This window comes from Streptantibioticus ferralitis (assembly GCF_029223525.1).
Classification (GTDB): Bacteria; Actinomycetota; Actinomycetes; order Streptomycetales; family Streptomycetaceae; genus Streptantibioticus_A; species Streptantibioticus_A ferralitis.
In genome coordinates this window covers 1-18724 of sequence record NZ_JARHTQ010000042.1, presented here as the reverse complement: position 1 = coordinate 18724, position 18724 = coordinate 1, and the positions used below count along the sequence as shown (strand labels likewise).

General features: G+C 68.2%; 17 protein-coding genes and 3 pseudogenes. 12 read left to right on the top strand and 8 right to left on the bottom strand.

Annotated elements, in window-relative coordinates; genetic code table 11:
* Positions 1 to 486: 486 nt before the first annotated feature.
* From P2L57_RS35785 to P2L57_RS35770, 4 genes are all read left to right on the top strand, one after another.
* Positions 487 to 855: a hypothetical protein gene (locus P2L57_RS35785; RefSeq protein ID WP_275821947.1), complete on the top strand. Its 369-nt coding sequence runs from the start codon at positions 487 to 489 to the stop codon at positions 853 to 855.
* Between the two features lie 133 nt (positions 856 to 988).
* Positions 989 to 1669 carry a DJ-1/PfpI family protein gene (locus P2L57_RS35780; RefSeq protein WP_275821945.1) on the top strand — a complete coding sequence of 227 codons (681 nt, stop codon included), beginning with the start codon at positions 989 to 991 and terminating at the stop codon, positions 1667 to 1669.
* A 45-nt stretch (positions 1670 to 1714) separates the two neighbouring features.
* On the top strand, positions 1715 to 2053 hold the full coding sequence (locus P2L57_RS35775) for a hypothetical protein (RefSeq protein ID WP_275821943.1): 339 nt from the start codon (positions 1715 to 1717) through the stop codon (positions 2051 to 2053).
* Complete coding sequence (locus P2L57_RS35770) at positions 2050 to 2646, top strand: DUF3159 domain-containing protein (RefSeq protein ID WP_275821941.1); 597 nt, start codon at positions 2050 to 2052, stop codon at positions 2644 to 2646. Before P2L57_RS35775 ends, P2L57_RS35770 begins: the two co-directional genes overlap by 4 nt.
* 161 nt (positions 2647 to 2807) lie before the next feature.
* Here the strand turns inward: P2L57_RS35770 and P2L57_RS35765 are convergent.
* Both P2L57_RS35765 and P2L57_RS35760 read right to left on the bottom strand, forming a co-directional pair.
* Positions 2808 to 3021: pseudogene (locus tag P2L57_RS35765) on the bottom strand (IS1182 family transposase); the annotation flags it as partial.
* A gap of 125 nt (positions 3022 to 3146) precedes the next feature.
* Entirely contained in the window at positions 3147 to 3608 is a 462-nt protein-coding gene (locus tag P2L57_RS35760; RefSeq protein ID WP_275821939.1) for a DUF8821 family protein, read from the bottom strand.
* Positions 3609 to 4224: 616 nt separating this feature from the next.
* Between P2L57_RS35760 and P2L57_RS35755 the strand changes: the two genes are divergently transcribed.
* The 3 genes and pseudogenes from P2L57_RS35755 to P2L57_RS35745 all read left to right on the top strand — a co-directional run bounded on the left by P2L57_RS35755 (position 4225) and on the right by P2L57_RS35745 (position 5899).
* Positions 4225 to 4860 (top strand): hypothetical protein, encoded by a 636-nt coding sequence (locus tag P2L57_RS35755; RefSeq protein ID WP_275821937.1) that lies wholly within the window; start codon positions 4225 to 4227, stop codon positions 4858 to 4860.
* 196 nt (positions 4861 to 5056) lie between these two features.
* Positions 5057 to 5418 (top strand): annotated as a pseudogene (locus tag P2L57_RS35750) (transposase); the annotation flags it as partial.
* A 91-nt stretch (positions 5419 to 5509) separates the two neighbouring features.
* On the top strand, positions 5510 to 5899 hold the full coding sequence (locus P2L57_RS35745; protein ID WP_308292550.1) for an integrase core domain-containing protein: 390 nt from the start codon (positions 5510 to 5512) through the stop codon (positions 5897 to 5899).
* A 142-nt stretch (positions 5900 to 6041) separates the two neighbouring features.
* Here the strand turns inward: P2L57_RS35745 and P2L57_RS35740 are convergent, their stop codons facing one another.
* Positions 6042 to 6980: an NADP-dependent oxidoreductase gene (locus P2L57_RS35740; protein ID WP_275821933.1), complete on the bottom strand. Its 939-nt coding sequence runs from the start codon at positions 6978 to 6980 to the stop codon at positions 6042 to 6044.
* Positions 6981 to 6998: 18 nt separating this feature from the next.
* Positions 6999 to 7448 (bottom strand): MarR family winged helix-turn-helix transcriptional regulator, encoded by a 450-nt coding sequence (locus tag P2L57_RS35735; protein WP_275821931.1) that lies wholly within the window; start codon positions 7446 to 7448, stop codon positions 6999 to 7001.
* Between the two features lie 134 nt (positions 7449 to 7582).
* Here P2L57_RS35735 and P2L57_RS35730 point away from each other — a divergent pair, with 134 nt between their 5' ends.
* The 3 genes from P2L57_RS35730 to P2L57_RS35720 all read left to right on the top strand — a co-directional run bounded on the left by P2L57_RS35730 (position 7583) and on the right by P2L57_RS35720 (position 8811).
* A complete protein-coding gene (locus P2L57_RS35730; protein WP_275821929.1) occupies positions 7583 to 7930 on the top strand; it encodes an alpha/beta hydrolase family protein in 348 nt (115 codons plus the stop codon).
* Positions 7882 to 8169 carry an SDR family NAD(P)-dependent oxidoreductase gene (locus P2L57_RS35725; protein ID WP_275821927.1) on the top strand — a complete coding sequence of 96 codons (288 nt, stop codon included), beginning with the start codon at positions 7882 to 7884 and terminating at the stop codon, positions 8167 to 8169. Before P2L57_RS35730 ends, P2L57_RS35725 begins: the two co-directional genes overlap by 49 nt.
* Before the next feature lie 117 nt (positions 8170 to 8286).
* Positions 8287 to 8811 (top strand): hypothetical protein, encoded by a 525-nt coding sequence (locus P2L57_RS35720; protein ID WP_275821925.1) that lies wholly within the window; start codon positions 8287 to 8289, stop codon positions 8809 to 8811.
* A 98-nt stretch (positions 8812 to 8909) separates the two neighbouring features.
* Here the strand turns inward: P2L57_RS35720 and P2L57_RS35715 are convergent, their stop codons facing one another.
* The 3 genes and pseudogenes from P2L57_RS35715 to P2L57_RS35700 all read right to left on the bottom strand — a co-directional run.
* Positions 8910 to 10112 carry an acyl-CoA dehydrogenase family protein gene (locus P2L57_RS35715; RefSeq protein WP_275821923.1) on the bottom strand — a complete coding sequence of 401 codons (1203 nt, stop codon included), beginning with the start codon at positions 10110 to 10112 and terminating at the stop codon, positions 8910 to 8912.
* 189 nt (positions 10113 to 10301) lie between these two features.
* Complete coding sequence (locus tag P2L57_RS35710) at positions 10302 to 12362, bottom strand: ATP-binding protein (RefSeq protein WP_275821921.1); 2061 nt, start codon at positions 12360 to 12362, stop codon at positions 10302 to 10304.
* Between the two features lie 424 nt (positions 12363 to 12786).
* Positions 12787 to 12912, bottom strand: a pseudogene (locus tag P2L57_RS35700) (NAD(P)-binding protein); the annotation flags it as partial.
* 499 nt (positions 12913 to 13411) lie between these two features.
* Here P2L57_RS35700 and P2L57_RS35695 point away from each other — a divergent pair.
* Positions 13412 to 14374, top strand: a complete 963-nt coding sequence (locus P2L57_RS35695; RefSeq protein ID WP_275821917.1) for an AraC-like ligand-binding domain-containing protein — start codon at positions 13412 to 13414, stop codon at positions 14372 to 14374.
* A gap of 436 nt (positions 14375 to 14810) precedes the next feature.
* Here P2L57_RS35695 and P2L57_RS35690 read toward each other — a convergent pair whose 3' ends face one another.
* A complete protein-coding gene (locus P2L57_RS35690) occupies positions 14811 to 14975 on the bottom strand; it encodes a hypothetical protein (protein ID WP_275821915.1) in 165 nt (54 codons plus the stop codon).
* 544 nt (positions 14976 to 15519) lie between these two features.
* Here P2L57_RS35690 and P2L57_RS35685 point away from each other — a divergent pair.
* Positions 15520 to 18576, top strand: coding sequence for a non-ribosomal peptide synthetase (locus P2L57_RS35685; RefSeq protein WP_275821913.1), 3057 nt, complete (start codon positions 15520 to 15522; stop codon positions 18574 to 18576).
* Positions 18577 to 18724 lie beyond the last annotated feature (148 nt).

The following is an 18724-nucleotide window of genomic DNA, read 5'->3' as shown; positions in this document are numbered from 1 at the left end:
ATCCTCGGTGAGATGGCGGTGACACCGCGTTCGCGATGTGCTCATCAGCGTAGGAATGGAGTCCGTGCCCACACGATGACGCCAGCAGGACAGTGCCGGGTACAGCCTGCTATACCTCCCGCGTCCTTCCGCGTCCCTGGTGCTGCGTCAGATCACCCAGTGCCGCTCGAAAATACGAGACAGTGCCGAACCGCCCACTCCGGCAACGGTCACCGACCTCCAAGTCCGCCGGATACGACGATTTTCTGTCCTGGGCGGCCTCACGAACGGGTACTGCCACGCGGCCTGACCGGTCAACATCGTCGCAGGCCACAGCACCGAATCGTATTTTCCGGTGGCGCCCTCGGCCTCGATGGGGCCGATGCGATCGACGCACATCTGGTCTCCGGAGGCCTGCCCGGCATCCTGCGCAGTTGGCCGCACGGCATTCCGGCCCTGTCCTTCATCCAGGAGGAGTGCGCCGACCCCGCCTCGCCGCTGTTCAGCGTGCCCGAATCGTCCCTGCTGGCCGAATTTTCCTCGCCCGACCAGGCGCGCCGGGTGTTGGAAGCGGTGGGAAGCGGGGACCGTACCCACGCCAACATCGCCGCAACCGCGGGGGGTCGGCAGGGCTCGCTGCCTTCCGGCTCGCTGTCGCCGTTGCTGCGCCGCATGGTGGAGGAGAAGCGGGTTCTCGCTGCCGACGAGCCGCTGTCGATTCGACCGGGCAAACCCGCGCTGTACCGGGTCGCCGACAGCAATCTGCGCTTGTATCTGGCGGCGCTGCACCGGGACCACCCCGCATGGCTACCGCGGCGCGCTCCCTGGACAAGGGACGGAGCGAGTAGGGCGGACGCTGCCGACGAGCGGCCCTGAACGACGGCACACGACTCGTGGCGAGATCCCGTTGGAATGTGTCATTCGAGCCCATCTCCGCTGTGCGCATCGGCTCTTAGCATCGAGGCGAGGTCGGTGACCGCCGGATCCCGGTCCAATGAAAGGCACTCACATGCATGTCCAGATCGTGTTGTTCGACGGGTTCGACCCGCTTGACGCCATCGCGCCGTTCGAGGTCCTCCATGCCGGCGGCACTGCCTCCGGGGGCGCTGTCAGCGTGGAGCTGGTCAGCGCCGAGGGCCCGCGGGAGGTCGTCAGCGGTACCGGCGGCCTGTCGCTGCGCGCCACCGGCACCCTCGACCCCCGTCGTCCCGGCGTCGTCCTCGTCCCCGGCGCCTCCGGGCGCGTCGGCGACCCCGGCGACACCGCGGACTTCGAAAACGAAGGTACGCAGGACGACGCCATCCCGGTCCGGCTGGCCCGCGCGCTGGACACCGAGCTGCCAGTGCTGCTCAAGGCCGCCATGGAGGACGCGCGGATCACCGTGGCGACGGTCTGCGGCGGCTCGCTCGTCCTGGCCATGGCTGGCTTCCTCCAAGGTCGCCACGCCACCACCCACCACCTGGGCCTGGATCTGCTCGACGCGACCGGCGTCCACGCCGTCCGCGCACGCGTCGTCGACGACGGCGACCTGATCACCGCCGCCGGGGTCACCTCTGGCCTCGACCTCGGCCTGTACCTGCTGGAGCGCGAAGTGGGTCCGCAGATCGCCCACGCCGTGGAGGAGTTGTTCGCCCATGAGCGCCGCGGCACCACCTGGCTGTCTGACGGGCCCGAGCCCGCCGCTGTCTGAGCGTCCCGCACCGCCCGCATGTTACGAGCAAGGAAGCGCCACTTCATGTCCACTGAAATCGAAGGTGTTTGGGACCTGACCATCGTCACGCCCATCGGGCGGATGCGACCCGTCGTCGAACTGCGCACGGAGGATGGGCTGCTGGTCGGCACCGCCCACGGCGCGGGCGAGGACCTGCCCCTGAAAGACATCGCCCTCGACGGCGACCGGCTGACCTGGAAGCAGTCCATCACCCGCCCGATGCGCCTCGACCTGACCTTCGCCGTCACCGTCGACGGCGACAGGCTCACCGGTACCTCCCAGGCCGGTCGCCTCCCGTCCTCAAAAGTCACCGGCCGACGCCGCTCCCACGATGTCGCCGACACCGCCGAGCCAGCGCGATGACAACACCACGCGCCACGTCTGTGGCCACTGCTGCGGCTGCGACAGGGGCACCCACACTGGTGTTCCTGGCCGCAGACGGGATCAGCAGTCTGCGGCCCGCATCTGCCGCCGCAACGGTGACCGCCGTGCTCGTCCTCGCGTGGCGGCTGCGCGCCCGGCGGCAGGTCCGGCACGCGGTCATCGGAGCCCTGCTGGCGACAGCGTGCGCGGCCGTGGCCGCCTGGACAGGACAGGCGCGGGGGTTCTTCCTGCTCCCCATGCTGATTCCAGCCGTGGCGATGGCGGCATGCCTGCTGTCTCTCGCGGCCGACCGCCCTCTGGCCGGTCTGGTCGCGAACAGGGTCGTGGGCGGCCCACCCGGCTGGCGCTCGCACCGGGTGCTGCACCGCTTCTATGCGGTAGCAACGGTAGTGATCGCGCTCGTGAGCCTGGCCGCGCAGGTGGCACTGTATCGCTGGAGCGAGGTCGCCTGGCTGGGGCTCCTACACATCCTCATGGGACCTTTGTGGGCCGCCATCACAGCACTCTCCATACTGTTGGCCCGCATGACGGTCACCCGCGAGCGGAACGCCGCTGAGGCCGGCGACTGCTGACGGCCGGCCGGATCAGCCGCCAGCGCCCGCCCATCGCCCTGGTCGAGGCAGCTGATGCGACACGCTCACGCAGCCAGCCTCGGGGGCGAATGACAGGCAAACCGGGGGGAACGCAGTGGCTGAGCGACGCTGCAGCACGAACGGGACCCGATGGACGGCCCATCCGCTGCCTGGCGGTCCGTCAGTCGCTCGGCAAAACTGCATCACCGACACCAGCGCGAGCATGCCCGGCGACAAGCCCGGGCCGCCCCGCGTGGGGAACGCTGCCGCGAAGTCTGCGTCCTGGAAAAGCACGCCCAGCTCGCCAAGGAACCGCATCGCCAAGCAGCCCTTGGGGAACGCCGCCCGGGCCACCCGCGCCGTGGCCTCCGGGATCCCGGGAACAGGGACAGGGTGAAGCGAGTGGAGACGCAGGATGCACGCTCTATCTGGGCGGAGTTGAGCCCATTCGCGTCGAACCGGTCCAGGACTGAGCCTGAATCCACCGGGTTGGTTCGGGCTCAGTATTCGCCCTTGATCACGAAGAAGGAGCCGCGGATCACGCCAGCCAGCTTTGACTTTTGGCGTGCGAACTTGAATGACGCCAGTTCCTCGGGAATTTCCATGCCTTCTGAGAGCTTGAACCCGACTGCGCGCTTCTCCCCGGCCTCGATGCCGTACATCACGTTGATTGACAGGCCGGACTCGTAGAACACGTAAACCATCCGAAAGCCGTCCACCTCGAAGGAAGTCACCTCGAGCGGACGGGCGGAGATGACGATGTCGCGCTCTTGGGCAAGGATGCGGTTCAGCCAGTCGAGCGCTTCCGGTGCCTCGCTTGCGGGGCTGACGGTGAAGACGTGATCGTACTTGTTCTTGTAATAGCGCGCCTCGTTGGCGCGTAGTCCAGCGAGAGCCTCCGCGACCGGGGACGATTCCAAGCCGACAGTGGACACGTTCCCGAAGTCGACGATGTGCGGCATGCGCCCTCCTGGTGACGATCTATCAAGGCGAATTTAGCGGATAGGCCACTTTAGTCGCGCGTACCTGAGGCACACGATGTCTGGAGAGGGACCAGGAGGGGACCAGAGGATCGCACTTACGGGATGCCCGGTGTATCCGGGCTGAGCCGGATACACCGAGCCCCAGCATCGCCGGACCAACATCACACGGTCCCGGGATCGCGCTGAGCCCCACCTCGTCCACAAGTCCTGACTATTGCTCTTTCCAGGCTTTGTGAGGAGTCGACCGGGACAGCGGCCCACAAGATGAAGCATCCCGCCTGCGAACTCGTCAGGCGGGCTGCACTCGCGGAAGTGACTGGAGTAATGATCGCGCCGCCGTTGATACACGCCAGCAGGATCCGAACTTGCGACCCCCGCTTCAGGAGAGCGGCATACGCAGGTGTTGGCAATGCTCCGGTGTCGATTGTCGCGACGTGTATGACGTTACGTCACGGGGCTGTAACCGGTGCTGACGTGGGCTGTTGTACATGCCAAGGTCGTTGCAGCCCCTGGTGATTGCGTCCATCCGGGGGCGGGACCGGACTCATCGCCACCGGATGCGGGGCGACACCGTCGAAAGCGAAAGAGGGACATCATGCCTACCAAGACTGCTCGTTGGGGACTGTCGACTGCCGTGCTCGTCGCAGCGGGGCTGGCACTGACCGCGTGCGGACCCAACGACGCGCCCTCCGCGGCCGGAACCTCCACCAGTTCGTCCGCCCCCACGAGTTCCGCACAGCCCAGCAGCCAAGGCTCCGCCCACGGCAAGCCGTCGGGCACCCCCAAGAAGCCTGGGGTGAGCTGCACCGACCAGATCAAGTACGCGGGAGACCGGAGGTCCAACGCCGAAATCAACACCATAGGCGAGCAGACCGGCTACTGCCCGCCGGTGTCCGCCTCCGGCGGGAGCGGCGTCGCCAACGCGGGTGACCACCACACGATCGTCGGCACGCTGGAGTACCTCGCGCCCGGCAAGCTGATCGTCAAGCCCCAGGGCGGCGGCATGGACCAGGCATTCTTGGTCTCCAACGCCACGCGGATCCTCGGCGCGGCCGCGATCTGCTCCGACACCGACGGCCGCGTGACCATCGGCCACGACGGCTACGGCACCTCGAAGTGCACCGTGGACCAGCTGGAGAAGGCCGCGAAGACCGACAGCGTGACTGTCCGCGTCACCATGAACTCCCAGTCCGGCGGTGCCGAGACGGTCGAGGAGAAGTACCACCCGTAAGCCCCCGGCACCCCATGCCATGCGTGCCCCGTGGACCTCTCCCCGGCCTACCGGGAGCCGGGAGAGTTGTCCTGGGTGAGCGAAGCTCAGCGCGCAGCGCCGCCGTAGGCGCTCTTGGCAACTCGGCGCGGGCCACACACTCCATGAGCGGGCAGCCCGAACGCGCTGAAGGCGGTCACCGCGTTCGCGAAGACACTACGGCGTCAAGCTCCCCCAAGGCGGTCAAAAGATCACCGATGTGGACGAGCCGCTGGCGTTCTACGACTTCCCCGCCGAACACTGGATCCACCCGCGGACCACGAACCCCATCGAGTCGACCTTCGCCACGGTGCGCCTGCGTACGAAGGTCACCAAGGGCGTCGGCAGCCCGGACGGCGCGCTCCCATGGTCTTCAAGCTCGTCGAGTCAGTTCAGCAGGGGTGTCGGGCCGTCAACGCACCGTACTTCGTGGCCCTCGTCCGCGTCGGAGCCCGCTCCGAACGCGGTCACCTCGTGGAACGCCCCGAAGCTCACGCCTGTGCCGCTCGAAAATGCGGTTCGTGCTGTGACCTGTGCTGATGTCGTTGGTTCAGGCAGCTTGGTACACATTCTCGGGACGACCTCCCATCCGGACGGGCCCTGGCCCACGCGGCAGATTCGCAACCTCCTGATGGACCTTGGCGACCGCGCTACCGAATTCACATTTCTTGTACGAGGCCGGGCGGGCCGGTTCAGCGCGATGTTCGACGCTGTCCTGGCGGGCGCGGGGATCGCCGTGGTGAGGGTCCCTTCGCGTGGCCCACAAGCGAATGCGTACGCGGAGAGGTTCGTGCTCACCGTCCGCTCGGAGGCTACCGGCCGGGTGCTGATCTTCGGTCAGCGGCATCTACGGACCGTCCTGGACCAGTACGCCAAGCGCTGCAACGGACGCCGACCCCACCGCGGACAACGTCTGCACCCGCCACGCCCCGACCACCTCATCGCCGATCCTTCCCACAAGCGGATAGAGCGACGCCCAGTTCTCGGCGGCCTCATCAACGAGTACGAGCCAGCGGCGTAGAGGCGCAGCTCAGCGTAGGTGGCCGTGTTCCGGAACCCCACAGGCCCCCGTCGACGCCGGGCGCGCCGCCGACACCTCCTGAACCGCTCGCGCGACGAACGGGACGGCCGGGACACCATCCGTGTCCCGGCCGCCGTGCTGTTCAAGGGACGAGGACGATCTTGCCGTGGGTGTGGCGTTGTTCGAGCTCGGCGTAGGCGTCGCGCACGTGGTCGAGGGGGTAGGCGGCGGCGACGGTGATCTCGATGCGGCCACCGGCGGCGAGGTCGGCCATCTCGGTAAGGACCTCGCGGTTGGAGCCGACGGCGCTGCCGTCGTGCTTGGTGCCGTACCGGGCGGCCAGCTCGAAGGAGATGATTGTCTCGATGCGGTCAGGCGGGATGCCCAGGTCGACGGCGAGTTGCACGTACTGGGGCCCGAACAGGTCGATGAAGACGTCGATGCCGCCCGGTGCGGCGGCGGTGAGGCCGGCGGCCAGGTCCTCGCCGTAAGAGACAGGAACCGCCCCGTTGGCGGTCAGCCAGGCGGAATTGGCCGACGAGGCGATGCCGAGGATGCGGGCGCCCCGCAGGCCGAGGAGTTGGACGACGATGCTCCCGACGCCACCGGCGGCGGCGGAGACGGCCACGGTCTCTCCCGGCCGGGGGTCGACGGCGTGGACGGCGGCCCAGGCCGTGCAGGCGGCGACGTAGAGGCTGCCTGCGACAGGCCAGCTGAGGGCCTCCGGCTTGCGGATGAGCTGGGCGGCCGGAACGGCCGCGTGGGTGGCGTGGCTGGAGCGCTGCCACGAGTAGCCGAGGACCTCGTCGCCGGGCGAGAAATCGGTGACGCCGTCGCCGAGTCCGACGACGACGCCGGCGAGGTCGCTGCCCTGACCGGAGGGGAAGGTGGCGGGGAAGCGGTCGTGGAGCGCACCAGTGCGGATACGGGTCTCGCCCGGGTTGATGCCCGCCGCACGAACTTCGACGAGAACCTCACCGGGGGCCGGGTGGGGCATGGGGATGTCGGCCAGGTACAGGACGTCGCGGTCGCCGTAGCGGTCGAAGCGGACGGCTCGGGCGTGCGTAGGGAGGGCGGGCATGGCGACTCCTTGGGGTGGTCAGGATCCATCAGCGGGGTCGATCGGGTGGGGTGTCGCGGCGCGGAGGGCGGTGAGCGCGGTGGCGAGGTGGGCCAGCTGGGCGCCGGTGAGCGGGGCTGCGAGTCGGGCTGCGATCTCCTCGTCGAAGATCAGACCCGCGGCGGCGGTGAGTTCCTGACCGGCCGGGGTGAGCTGGACGATCGAGGAACGGCGGTCGCTGGGGTTGGGTTGACGGGCGCACAGGCCACGCTTCTCCAGGCGGTCCACGGCCTGACTCGCGCCGCCGATGGTGATGGACAGGGCGGCGGCGATGTCGTTGACCCGGCAGTTCGCGGTGCGCTCGACGACGAGCATCACGTTGAAGCTGCCCAGGGGCAGGTCGGTGTCGCGGCGCAGCCGGGCGTCGACCCCGTCCCACAGCTCGGTCTCGAACCGGACCAGGTCGTCGAAGATCTGCCGCAGGTCCATGCGTCCTCCTCTTGCCATATTCATTAGCCCTAATTAGATTAGCACTAATGCACCTGGGCGCTCCAGAACTGAGTGCCCGTGCGTTTTTCTTCGTTCAGCGGTCCCCACAGGGGCCGTGTCAGAAGGCAGCAATCATGACTCAGCAGCAGCGCAACACGGTTGCTCAGATCCTGCGCAACGCCCCGCTCGAACTCGGCGGTGAGGTCGCCGAGCAGCGCGAGCGGTTCCGCGATCTGGTCGCGGCGAACCCGGTCCCCGGCGACGTCACCATCGAGCCGATCTCCCTGGGCGGGGTCCCCGCCCTCGCGATCGCAGGCCCTGAAGGGACGGCGAACGGCACCGTCCTGTACTTCCACGGCGGCGGCTTCGTCGTCGGCTCGGCGCGCGCTTCGGCGGGCCTGGCGGCCAGCCTGGCAGCTCGGCAACCACCCGGATGGTCCTTCCCGGCCTCGGCGCGTACGCCGCCAGCAAGGCCGCCCTGAACATGCTCTCCGCCACCGCGCGCCGTGAGCTGGCCGCCGACGGCATCACCGTCTCGACCATTCTGCCTTTCGTCACCGCGACCGAATTCCACCAGACCCTGCGCGCCGGACAGGTCGTCTCCGCCGCGGACTCTCCCGTCCACAGCGCCGACCATGTGGCCGCGGCCATCCTCGACCTCATCCACACTGGGAACGCCGAAACAAGCCTTCTGCCCGAGTCCCTGACAACAGCTCACTGAGGTCTTCTCCGCGAAATGATCTCCGCGAAGCTGTGCGATCCAGCTGGCCCCCGACCAGCGGCGCCGCGCTGTCGGCAGGCGTGAAGCCTCTGGTAGGACAAGTCTCACCACAAGATCATGTCCGCAACTACCAGAGGCTCCACGTTGGTCACCTATGCTGCCATGCTCGACGTCCCGCGCTGCACCGTCGAGTTCGTCGCCCGTCGGCTCGCTACGCGCCGCCGTCGGCTGCGGACCTCGCGCGGTTCACGCGCGTTGAGCCCGTCCCGCCAGGCCGTGCTGGTGCTCCGCTGGTTCCGCGAGCGCGGCTGCGTACACTGCCTGGCCCGCGATGCCGGCGTCTCCCAGGCCACCGGCTACCGCTACCTGCACGAATGCATCGGCGTGCTCGGCGCCCAGGCTCCCGACCTGTATGACGTCCTGAAGCGATGTCAGGGCACTGGCATGTCACAACTGGTCCTGGACGGCACGCTCGTCGAGTGCGACCGGGTCGCCGGGGTCCGCGGCAGCGGCCGGCCTCTGCATCGATGCCGCGGCTTCGCCCGGCGTGCCCGGCACAGAGCTGGGCTCGTGACAGGCGGGCACCTCTGGCCGGGGTGGGCCCGGACGAGGAGTGTGGGTGCCTCGGGGCGGCACAGATAGTTCTGCCACCCGGCGAAGGCGTCCGCAGCGGCCGGGTGGTGCTTCCGGAGCAGGGAACGGACCAGCCCCGAACGACGGCCACCGCCCTGAGACGTGTGCTACAGCAGCATCGCTCGCGGTTCGTTGCCCATGACGACGGAGCCGAGCAGTCCGAGGTGGGTCTCGTAGTTGAAGTGCGCGTGGTTGGACAGCATCGCGGCGTCGCGCTGGTGGCGCTGGCCGACGATGTCGAGTCGGAACGCGGTGGCACCCCCGATGCGGGACAGAGCTGTCGTCGCGTCGGCCGAGAGGCGCGTCGCGTACGCCACCGCCGCGCGGACTCGGACGCGCTCTTCGGTGCTCACGGGCGTGCCCTGGATGGCGTGCAGGTGCAGTGAGGCGATAGCGCCCCGCGAGATGGCGAGAGCCGCCTCGATCGCCATGCTGATCTCTCCGACCTGGAACTGCGCCACGGGGCTGGTCGACTGCGGATCGGCGTTCTCGAAGGACGTAGTGCGCTTCGGGGCGCGCGCCAGGAAGGACTCCAGCGCGCCCTGGGCCATGCCGATGGGGGTGCCCGCGCTCGCGGCCAGCAGAAACGGGAAGACCGCGTAGGAGTACTCGGTGATTCCGCGGTTGGCCTCGGAGACATGGTCGCCGCCCAGCAACTGGGCGAAGGGCAGGGCGCGTTCGGCTGGGACGAAGACGTCCTGGGCCATCGAGCTGTTGCTCCCCGTCCCCTGCATGGCGCTCATGTGCCAGTCGTCGAGGATCTTCATCTCGGCGGTGGGGACGAGAGCCATGTAGGGCTCCTTCGTGCCGTCTTCGCGTGGCAGGACGGCGGACAGAACGTTCCATGTGGCGTCCAGGACCCCGGTGTTCCACGGCCACTTGCCGGTCAGGAGGTAACCGCCGTCGGTGGGAACGAGCTTTCCTCCCGGCGCCGCCACCCCCGCGACACGCGCTTGCGGGCCGCTGAAGACCTCGTCCTGTACCGAGTCCGGGAACAGCGATGCCCAATAGCCGCACACGGCGTACAACGCCGTCACCCACGACGTCGAGCCGCAAACGCGGGCGATGGTGCGGACGACCTCGAACTCGGTCGCGAGGTTCACCTGCAGGCCGCCGTAGCGCTTGGGCACGGTCAGCTGAGTGATTCCAAGGGATTCGAGCGCCTTGAGGTTCGCAGGGGGAAGCCGCCGCAACCGTTCCGCTTCGGCGGCGTTTTCACGCAGCAAGGGGAGCAGCTCCTCGACGGACTGGACCAGTGCCCAGTCCACGCTGTCCTGAGGCATGCGGGACTCCGACGAGGTGTTGCTCACGTCTCCTCCAGAAGGACTCAGCCGGACGGGCAGCGCCGTGCACGCGCCGGGAGCGTGTGGATGATCACGCACACGCTGGAACGCTCCATTCTGATCAGCCGACTGGTCACCCGACAGGTCATTCACTGCTCAATCGGTGCTGCGGTCTGCTGTTCGTCGAAGGGAGATCGCCAAGGGTCCGCGTCTTGATCAGTCGGGGGTGTGGAGCGGGCCGTGGAGCTCGCTGTACCACAGCAGGTCACAGACGCGTTCAAGTCCGCGGGTGAGGTGTCGACGGTAGGTGCTGAAGGGCAGGTTGAGTCGTTCCGCTGCTGCTTCTTGGGTGGCGGTGCCATGGAGGAACGTGACGGTCACCGCGCGTTGTGGCTTTTCCCCGCCTCTGTCGCCGCCCAGCCTCTCGATCGCCTCGGACAGCGCCGTACGCAACGCTTCGACCGGGTCGTCGGCGGTGATTTCCCCCACCAGCCTGGTACGGATGAGCGGGTTGGCCGCCAGGGCGTCGGGCCGGTGCCACGAACGCAACGCGTTGCGCACGGCCGTGTCGAACTCGGGCCGGGAGAGGACCTCCAACTTGCGGGTCCGTGCGTCGTGTGCGGGCACCGCTCGACTCGGACCGTCCTGGCGGGAACCGAGGAGGTCCATCCGGTCGAGCCATGCCTCGACGGGTTCCGCTCGCCAGTCCCGGCCGAAGAGTCCGTATGTCTGGGCACCGACCTGTGCCACGGGCGGAGGGTCCATGTGGGTGAAGAGCGATAGCCGCCACTCGTCGGGATTGGGAAGCACGAGACAGGACCAGGCGAGAAGGTCGGCGTGGATGAGGTGGGCCAGGATGCGCGCGCTGATCAGGTCACCGGTCGGCGACGGGTTCGGCCGGCGGCTGACCATGAACCGGGCGATCCCCAGGTGCTCCTTGCCCCGCAGCGGGTTCGTTGCGCGCACGTGGGCCCACGCGGCCGCCACCACGGGGTCGGCCGTCAGCTCCTCCTCCTGCGGCACCGTGAATCGCAGCCATGCCAGGAAACCGGCCAGTTCTCCGGATTCGGTGCACCGGTAGACGGTGAACGCCCCCGGCTGCCGATCGAGCCAGTAATCCGCGAGGGCCACCGACTCCTCGTTCGCGTGCTCAGCCGCGAGTGCGAGCACCTCCTGCCGGTCCTCGGGCCGCAAGACATCCTCGAACACCTCGCCGTCGAACTTCCCGCTGAACCAGTGCGGGGCGAGTCCGGCATGGCGCTGCAGATGCAGCAGGGCCGCCGAGGAGGCGAGGACGGTGGAACCGGAAGCGGTGCGGGCCTGTTCGATGAGCTGGCGGAAGAGCCTCCGATGCATGGTGGCGTAGCGCTGCGGATCGCGCCACCGCAGGTCGGCGTCGAGAAGCTCGCGCACCAGATCATGCGGACGGACCCCGGAGGGGCCCACCTTGATGAACGGTAGTCGCCTCAGCCAGGCGAACAAGGCGCCGGTATCCGCGCCGGGCAGAGCAGCCCGCAACAGCCCCTCGGTCGTGCTGTCGACGTGTGCACAGACCTCCAGCGCCTGTCGGTGCTCCGGCGAGGGCACCTCACCCACCAACTGGTGCACCAGCGTTCCGATCACCTCATGGCTCGGCCTCCACCCGGTGTTCCTGCCGCCCTCCCGCCTGACCATCTCGGCAGCGAGGGACAGGGCCAGCGGGTGGCCTTTGGCGAATGCCACCACCGCACCATGCAGCGCTGCCGGGACGCCGCGCGCCGTCAGCATGGCGACCGCGTCCTCCGGGGACAGGTCAGCGAGGACGACCGTGCGCAGGACCTCGTCCCAGCCGGGATCGACCCACCCGACTCCCGGAGGCTGCCGCCCCGCCAGCACTACCACCGAGCCCGTCGGCAACCGGGGAAGGAAACGGTCCCGCAGCCAGTCTTCGATCGGCTGGTACGCCTCGAAGGTGTCGACCAGCAACACCACCCGGTCACCGGTCAGGGCTTCGGCGGCATCGGCTTCGAAGACCGCCGGGACCGCTTCGCCGCCATGCCCGTCGACCTCGACCACGACGCGCCCGGCCGCGGCAGCCTCGTCCGCGAAGCGCCGCAGCAGCGTCGACTTGCCGACCCCGCCCGGCCCGGTCAGGAAGAAGACCGTGAAGGAATCGGCCGCCTGGAGTGCCGAGCGGAACGCGTCCAACTCAGCGGTGCGCCCGGCGAACGTGCGAAGCCGCTCGGCGCGTAGATGCTGTCCCAGATAGCTCGGCCATGGACCATCTTTCTTCGCCATTCTCTGCCGGGGCCCGGCACCCTCGGGGGCAAGGGCCCTCCTCATTTCTTTCGTGCTTGTGCCGTCGCGTCGTGCTTGTGCCATCGCGATTGAACGGGCCCAGGCGTTCGGCCACGTGTCGTAGGGGAACTGATGTTATGCCGGAAGGAGTAATGCGGGAGTGGCGGTGGGAAGCGCGCGGAGCACAGAGGGTAGCCCGACGGGCCAGGCGCTACGGTTTGAGGCCTGCGCCGCACCACAAGGCACTTCGCCCGGGCCTCTTCAGCTGGCCTCGGCTGGCCGCGTGGTCGCCCCAGCAAGGCCCGCCGCGGGCTCCTTTACAAGGTGCGCCGCACGCTCCGCGATTCCCAATACGGCCGCGTTGGTGTTCGCTGAGACGACGGAGGGCATGACAGACGCGTCCGCGATGCGCAAACTCCGGCCCGTCGGGGGCGCCCGCTTCCAATAACGCCACACTTGCCTGCGGGTTCTCCGAGAGGCGCGCGGCCAGTACGCTGCCCGCCGTACCGCCGCCGACGACGATGTAGTCAAAGTCCTCTGGCCCAGCCATCCAGCGTTCTCGTTTCATGAAGCGCAATGTGGTGGGCCACTGGTGGCAGGCGCTCGCGCCCAACCGTCCGATGGCCATCCGTCATCGGCAACATCAGCAGATGCTGTTGCTCAAGTCCCAGATCATTCGTTGCTCATTCCACACTTCGCTCGCCCCGAGGCTTGCTCGGGTGCCGTCGGGCGGATCGCTGCTCAGGCGCCGGGCATTTCTCAGTGGTGATGGGGTGTCGTGCGCTACGGGACGGCCCGGCGAAAGCGCGCAAGTGGGCGTCACCTGGGCCAACTCCCGCTTGCACAGCCCAGGCTGGGCGGCGGATGCACAGCCCTTGTGGACAGCGGCCGGATCCAGCCGCATGTGCGCACTATGCTGCAGGCGGACCTCGACCCCGGCGTGATGCCTGCCTTCGCAGCCCCCGGTTTCTCGGGCACGGTCCCCGCCCCGCCCGTGATCTTGTCCGACCCTGGCACGGCAGTGCTCGACTGCCGGGAGGAAGATTCACATGACCATTGTGCTGTCCACGGACTCGGTAGCCCCGAACGAGAGGCTCGCTTTCTGGCATGACGTCGTGAGCCGCACGTTCGGGCCCCACACAATCGAGACAGCCCAGCGCACGGCCTTCAGCGGCAGCGTCACCACCGGCCGGCTGGGAAGCCTGGAACTGTTCACCGTTGACGCCGATCCCGAAAGCGTGTCCCGCACATCCCACTCGATCGTCCAAGGCGAAGAACATTGCGTCAGCGTTGGCATACCACTCGACGGCCCCGGCTTCGTGACGCATGACGGCCGCCAAGCTCGCCTGGTCCCGGGGGACTTGGTCCTGTACGACTCGGCTCGTCCCGTCACCCTTCAGTTCCCCGAACGCTACCGGATACAGGTCGTGCGGATACCTCGCGACGCCCTGGCCGTGAGCGACCAGGACCTTCGGGGCGTTACCGGGATCACCATCTGCGGCCGAGAGGGCTTGGGCCGACTGGTCTCCACCTTCCTTGCCAACCTTCCCGGCTGCGCGGGGGAAGGGGCGACCACCGCAGGCCAACGAATCGCTGTCAACGCCGTGGACGTGCTGCACACCCTGATCGCGCAGCGCGTCGGTAGCCCCCACCCGGCCACCGACACCCAGTCCGCCCTCATCCTGAGCATCCGCGACTTCATCGACCGGCATCTGTCCGACTGCGACCTGGTGCCCGCGACGATCGCCGCAGCGCACCATATCTCCGTGCGCCACCTGCACAATCTCTTCCAGAACCAGGGCACCACCGTCACCCGGTGGATCCTTCAGCGCCGCCTGGAGGAGTGCCGCCGCGAACTCGCCCGCAGCCCAGGTGCCATTGCCGCCGTCGCCCACCAGTGGGGATTCCGCAGCCCTTCGCACTTCAGCACCGCTTTCAAGACGGCCTACGGAACCACCCCCCGGGCATGGCAGAAGCAGCACGGCCGACCGCACCCCGGCGCCAACACGTAGGTTCTCACCGGTCGGCACGGCCAAATCGACGCCCGCCAGGGGCAAGTGTGCGCTGCGGCGAAACTTCCCTGCGCGGTCACGCAATTTCGCCGAGCCAAGCCCTTTTAGGCTCTCGCCGAGACAACCACCTGACGAGCGGTGGACCGGTCGCGGCACGCCGTCCGCGATCCTGCGGCTCCTGAAAGCCCACGGGCTTCCTTCGGTTCTCACCGGCCCGCGTGCCGGGGCACGCCCACAAGGCCCTCACCAAGGAGAAGTCATGCCCTGTACCTCCGTCGCCGAGAAAAGCACCAACATGGATCTGTACTACGAAGACCACAGCCGGGGACAGCCAGCCCTGTGATCCACGGCCACCCGCTCGTCGGACACTCCTGGGAGAAGCAGAGCGCCGCGCTTCTCGCGGGGGCTAACGTGTCATCACCTATGGCCGCCGCGTTCAGGGCAGTTCGAGCCAGTCCACCACCAGCAACGACGGCGACACCTTCGCCGACGACCTCAAGAGCCTCCTCGACACCCTCGCCGTCACCGAGACCACCCTGGTCGGCTTCTCAGCGGACACCGGAGAGGTGGCCACTACCTCGCCCGCCACGGCTCGAGGCACATCGCCAAGGCTGCGTTCTCGCCTGCCTGGGACCCTTTCGCCTCAAGACAGCGGAGAACTCCGTAGGCGTACCGCAAAAGGTCTTCGACGGCATCCGCGCGGCCGTGACCACCGACCGGTATGCCTGTTTCACCGACCCCTAAAAGGACTTCTACATCATCGACGACAACCGTGGGCGCCGGATTGTCCGAGGGATCCCTGCGCAACAGCTGGCAGGCGCCGTGGGATCTTCCTGGTACGCCGCTCGCGCCGCTGTGTCGACCTGGACCACGGACGTCCGTGGCGACATCCCGAAGACGGGGATGTACCAGCGCTGACCCTGCAAGGAAGTCGTCTCCGACTGGGCCTTCCCGGGAGATTGGTGTCCCGGGCCGGATGATCCCGGAGACCACAGCTCTGTTGGGGCACCAGGAGTTCATGACGCCATGGATTCGAGGGGCACAAGCTCTTTGCATCACGATGCTGTAGCCCGGCGGCTGACGCTTGCGTTCGGCCAACTGCCACTGCTGGGCCATTCCCGTGACCGCGATAAAGGAAATTGACGTTGAACCAGCAGACCAGCAGGGACCGGTCCGGGGAATCGAAGGGGCCCGCCATGGAGCCGTCGTACAGCCGATCCGTCGCCGTACATGAATGGCTGTTTTTGGGTATAGCGCCCGACCGCAGCGTTATCAACCTTCTCGTCGAGGGCGAGGGTGGGCTGCGGCCCGAGGAACTGACCCGCGCCGTAGCCGTCGCCTCGGAAGCCAACCCGGGTGCCCGGTTGGTGCTTGAGGGCAAGCGCTGGGTGGACAGCGGCAAGGCGCCGGAGGTGCTTGTCTTTGATGAGGAATCGTTCAATCGGGAGCGCCTCGACTCGTCAGCGCTGCGTACCGAGTTGCCCGAAACCGGTCCGACCTGCGAAGTACTGCTGTTTCCTGGTGCATCGACGACCGTGGTGTTCCGCGCGGCGCACGCCGTGATGGACGCGCGTGGCCTGCTGATGTGGGCCAACGATGTGTTCAGGGTGCTGCGCGGCCAAGACCCGATGGGAGCGACCTCTCGTATTGACGGCGATGAGCTGATCAGGCAGGTCTGCGCACCCGACGCCGCGCCACCGCCGTCCGAACCGCCGACGGCGGAATTCGCCTCCCCACTGGGGCCGCGCCCCATCAGCTCACCGGGCCCGATATGGCGGCGCAGAACAGTCGACGGAACTCACCTCGGCGCCACGGCGAAGGTGATTTCGGCGCTCGCGGCGGCATACGGCCCTGGCCGATTCATCGTGCCGGTGGATCTGCGCCGCCACGCCCCGCACGTCCGGTCGACCGCGATGCTGGCCCAGGCCCTCCACTTGGAGGTTCAGGTTGGCGATGGCTGGGAGGAGGTGCAGCGCGAGATGCTGACCGGCCTGGCCGAACGGCGGGAGCTGGCCTCCGGCGCGGACCCCGTCATCATGAAAGTGCCGCTGCCAGTGCTGCGTATGGGCGCCGAAGAGCTGGACAAGGACGCGGCGCAGTACAATAGTTACCCCGGCCGCGCCTACGTCTCCCATCTGGGCACCGTCAACCTCGACGATGTGTCCGCCAACGACTTCCAGGCGACCTCCGTCTACGCCTTGGGCAACGCCAACCCCGGCAGCCCACCGGAAATCGACCTCGTCGAGACCCCGGGGCGCACGGAGATCACGCTCGCCTGGCATGACGGCCCCGGCGCCGACGCCCGGGCCGACGCGCTCCTCGACATCATCGAGGAGGCGCTCTCCCCCCGGGAGCACCGCGGCTGGGCAGGCAACCGTACCGACCGGGCACTGCCCACTGAGCGCTCGGTGGTCCAGCTCTTTCGTGAGCGGGTCGAGCGGGCCCCGGACCGGGTCGCGCTCAGCGGCCCGGAAGGCTACGTCACCTATGCCGAGTTGAGCCGCCGGGCCGACGCGGTCGCCGCGGAGCTACGGCGCCGCGGGGCCGGCCCGGGCACGGTGGTCGGCCTGCTGGCCGGTCGCACGGTGGCCGCCATCGCCGGACTGTGGGGCGTACTGCGCGTCGGCGCCTGCTACCTCCCGCTGGACGTACGCCACCCCGACCTGCGCCTGACCGAACTGCTGACAGACGCCGGGAGCAGGTACTGCCTGGTCGAGCGGCCCTACGACCAACGCGACTGCGTCCCCGAGAGCTGCCAGTCACTGCCCCTGGACGACCTGGCAGGCGTCGAAGGACCGTCGGCCGAGAGCGCCGACGCCACCATCAACCCAGATGACCTCGCCTACATCATCTACACCTCCGGGTCGACGGGGCGCCCGAAAGGCGTTCAGATCGAACACCGCAATCTGGTCAACTACGTCCACTGGGCCACCCGCGAGTTCGGCATCGACGACCAGACCCGGATGCCACTTTTGACCTCACCCTCCTTCGACGTCTCCGGCACCTCCGTCTTCCTGCCCCTGCTGGCCGGTGGCGAGGTGGTGCTGATGCGGGACGACCCCAACCACCTGTCGCTGCGCCGGCTGTTGACCGAATCCGGGGCCAACGCGCTGAACCTGACCCCCTCCCACCTCGACCTGATCGGCCACCTCGACCTGGCTCCGACCGGCTACCGCAGCATCATCGTCGTCGGCGAACAGCTCCGCGTCGAAGTCGCCGCCCGCGCCCAGCGGATGTTCGGACCCGACTGCCGGATCATCAACGAGTACGGACCGACCGAAGCCACCATCGGCTGCACCGCACACACCTACACCCCCCGCACCGACAGCAGCGCATCGGTCGTGCCCATCGGCCTCCCGGCTGACAACACCAAGGTGTTCCTGCTCGATGCCGAGCGCCGGTTCGTCGCCCCCGGCGAGGTGGGCGAGATGTACCTCGGCGGCGCGCAACTGGCCCGCGGCTACCTCGGCCGCCCCGACCTGAACCGCGAACGCTTCCCCATCCTGGCCGACGGCACCCGCGTCTACCGCACCGGCGACCACGCCCGCCTCCTGGCCACAGGAGAGCTGGAGTTCATCGGACGTATCGACGACCAGGTCAAGGTACGCGGCCACCGGGTGGAACCAGCCGAGATCGCCCAGGCCCTGGAAGATCACCCTGCCGTCGACCGGGCCGTCGTCGTAGCCCGCACCAGAAGAGGCCAGACCGGCAAGGCGCTCTATGCCTACGCCCTCACCAACGCCACTGTGACGCAGGAGCAGTTGACGGACCACCTGGTCGCGCGACTACCCGCCTACATGGTGCCCGCAGCAACCGTGGTGGTCCCCGAACTGCCCTACACCGTCAGCGGCAAGGTGGACATCCGGGCCCTGCCCGACCCCTTCGACACCAACCCCGACACCGCTGTCGGCGGCGACGCCGAGACAGCAGACCCCCTGCACGAAGCGGTAGCCCAGATCTGGTCCCGCACCCTCGGCGTGGACCGCGCCCGACTCGACGGACAGGCCAACTTCCACCGGCTCGGTGGCGACTCGATCTCACTGCTGGCAATGCTCGCCGCAGTCAGCAGGGAACTACTGGCGACCGCAGGAGAGGACGCCTTCATGGCGGAACTGCCCGCGATCCTCCGCGAACCCACCCTGGAGCGCGTGGCCGCACTGGTCCGCCAGGCACGCGACGAGGCAGGCACCGTGCGACAGTAAAGCCACTTACGCGAGCTTTCAGGGAGTGTCATGAATCAGGTGGGCACCCGATCAGAAGGGACCCCAGATGGACACGAAGAGCAGTCACCTGATCGAGGACGCTGACGGCGTGTCGGTTGCGGTGTTGGGCAGCGGCGTTGACGGTGCT

What these genes read in the sequence shown, in the direction of transcription:
- P2L57_RS35780 (WP_275821945.1), top strand. Translation starts at nt 989, where the DNA reads ATGCATGTCCAGATCGTGTTGTTCGACGGGTTCGACCCGCTTGACGCC.
- P2L57_RS35775 (WP_275821943.1), top strand. Translation starts at nt 1,715, where the DNA reads ATGTCCACTGAAATCGAAGGTGTTTGGGACCTGACCATCGTCACGCCC.
- P2L57_RS35770 (WP_275821941.1), top strand. Translation starts at nt 2,050, where the DNA reads ATGACAACACCACGCGCCACGTCTGTGGCCACTGCTGCGGCTGCGACA.
- P2L57_RS35760 (WP_275821939.1), bottom strand. Translation starts at nt 3,608, where the DNA reads ATGCCGCACATCGTCGACTTCGGGAACGTGTCCACTGTCGGCTTGGAA.
- P2L57_RS35755 (WP_275821937.1), top strand. Translation starts at nt 4,225, where the DNA reads ATGCCTACCAAGACTGCTCGTTGGGGACTGTCGACTGCCGTGCTCGTC.
- P2L57_RS35745 (WP_308292550.1), top strand. Translation starts at nt 5,510, where the DNA reads ATGGACCTTGGCGACCGCGCTACCGAATTCACATTTCTTGTACGAGGC.
- P2L57_RS35740 (WP_275821933.1), bottom strand. Translation starts at nt 6,980, where the DNA reads ATGCCCGCCCTCCCTACGCACGCCCGAGCCGTCCGCTTCGACCGCTAC.
- P2L57_RS35735 (WP_275821931.1), bottom strand. Translation starts at nt 7,448, where the DNA reads ATGGACCTGCGGCAGATCTTCGACGACCTGGTCCGGTTCGAGACCGAG.
- P2L57_RS35730 (WP_275821929.1), top strand. Translation starts at nt 7,583, where the DNA reads ATGACTCAGCAGCAGCGCAACACGGTTGCTCAGATCCTGCGCAACGCC.
- P2L57_RS35725 (WP_275821927.1), top strand. Translation starts at nt 7,882, where the DNA reads ATGGTCCTTCCCGGCCTCGGCGCGTACGCCGCCAGCAAGGCCGCCCTG.
- P2L57_RS35720 (WP_275821925.1), top strand. Translation starts at nt 8,287, where the DNA reads ATGTCCGCAACTACCAGAGGCTCCACGTTGGTCACCTATGCTGCCATG.
- P2L57_RS35710 (WP_275821921.1), bottom strand. Translation starts at nt 12,362, where the DNA reads ATGGCGAAGAAAGATGGTCCATGGCCGAGCTATCTGGGACAGCATCTA.
- P2L57_RS35695 (WP_275821917.1), top strand. Translation starts at nt 13,412, where the DNA reads ATGACCATTGTGCTGTCCACGGACTCGGTAGCCCCGAACGAGAGGCTC.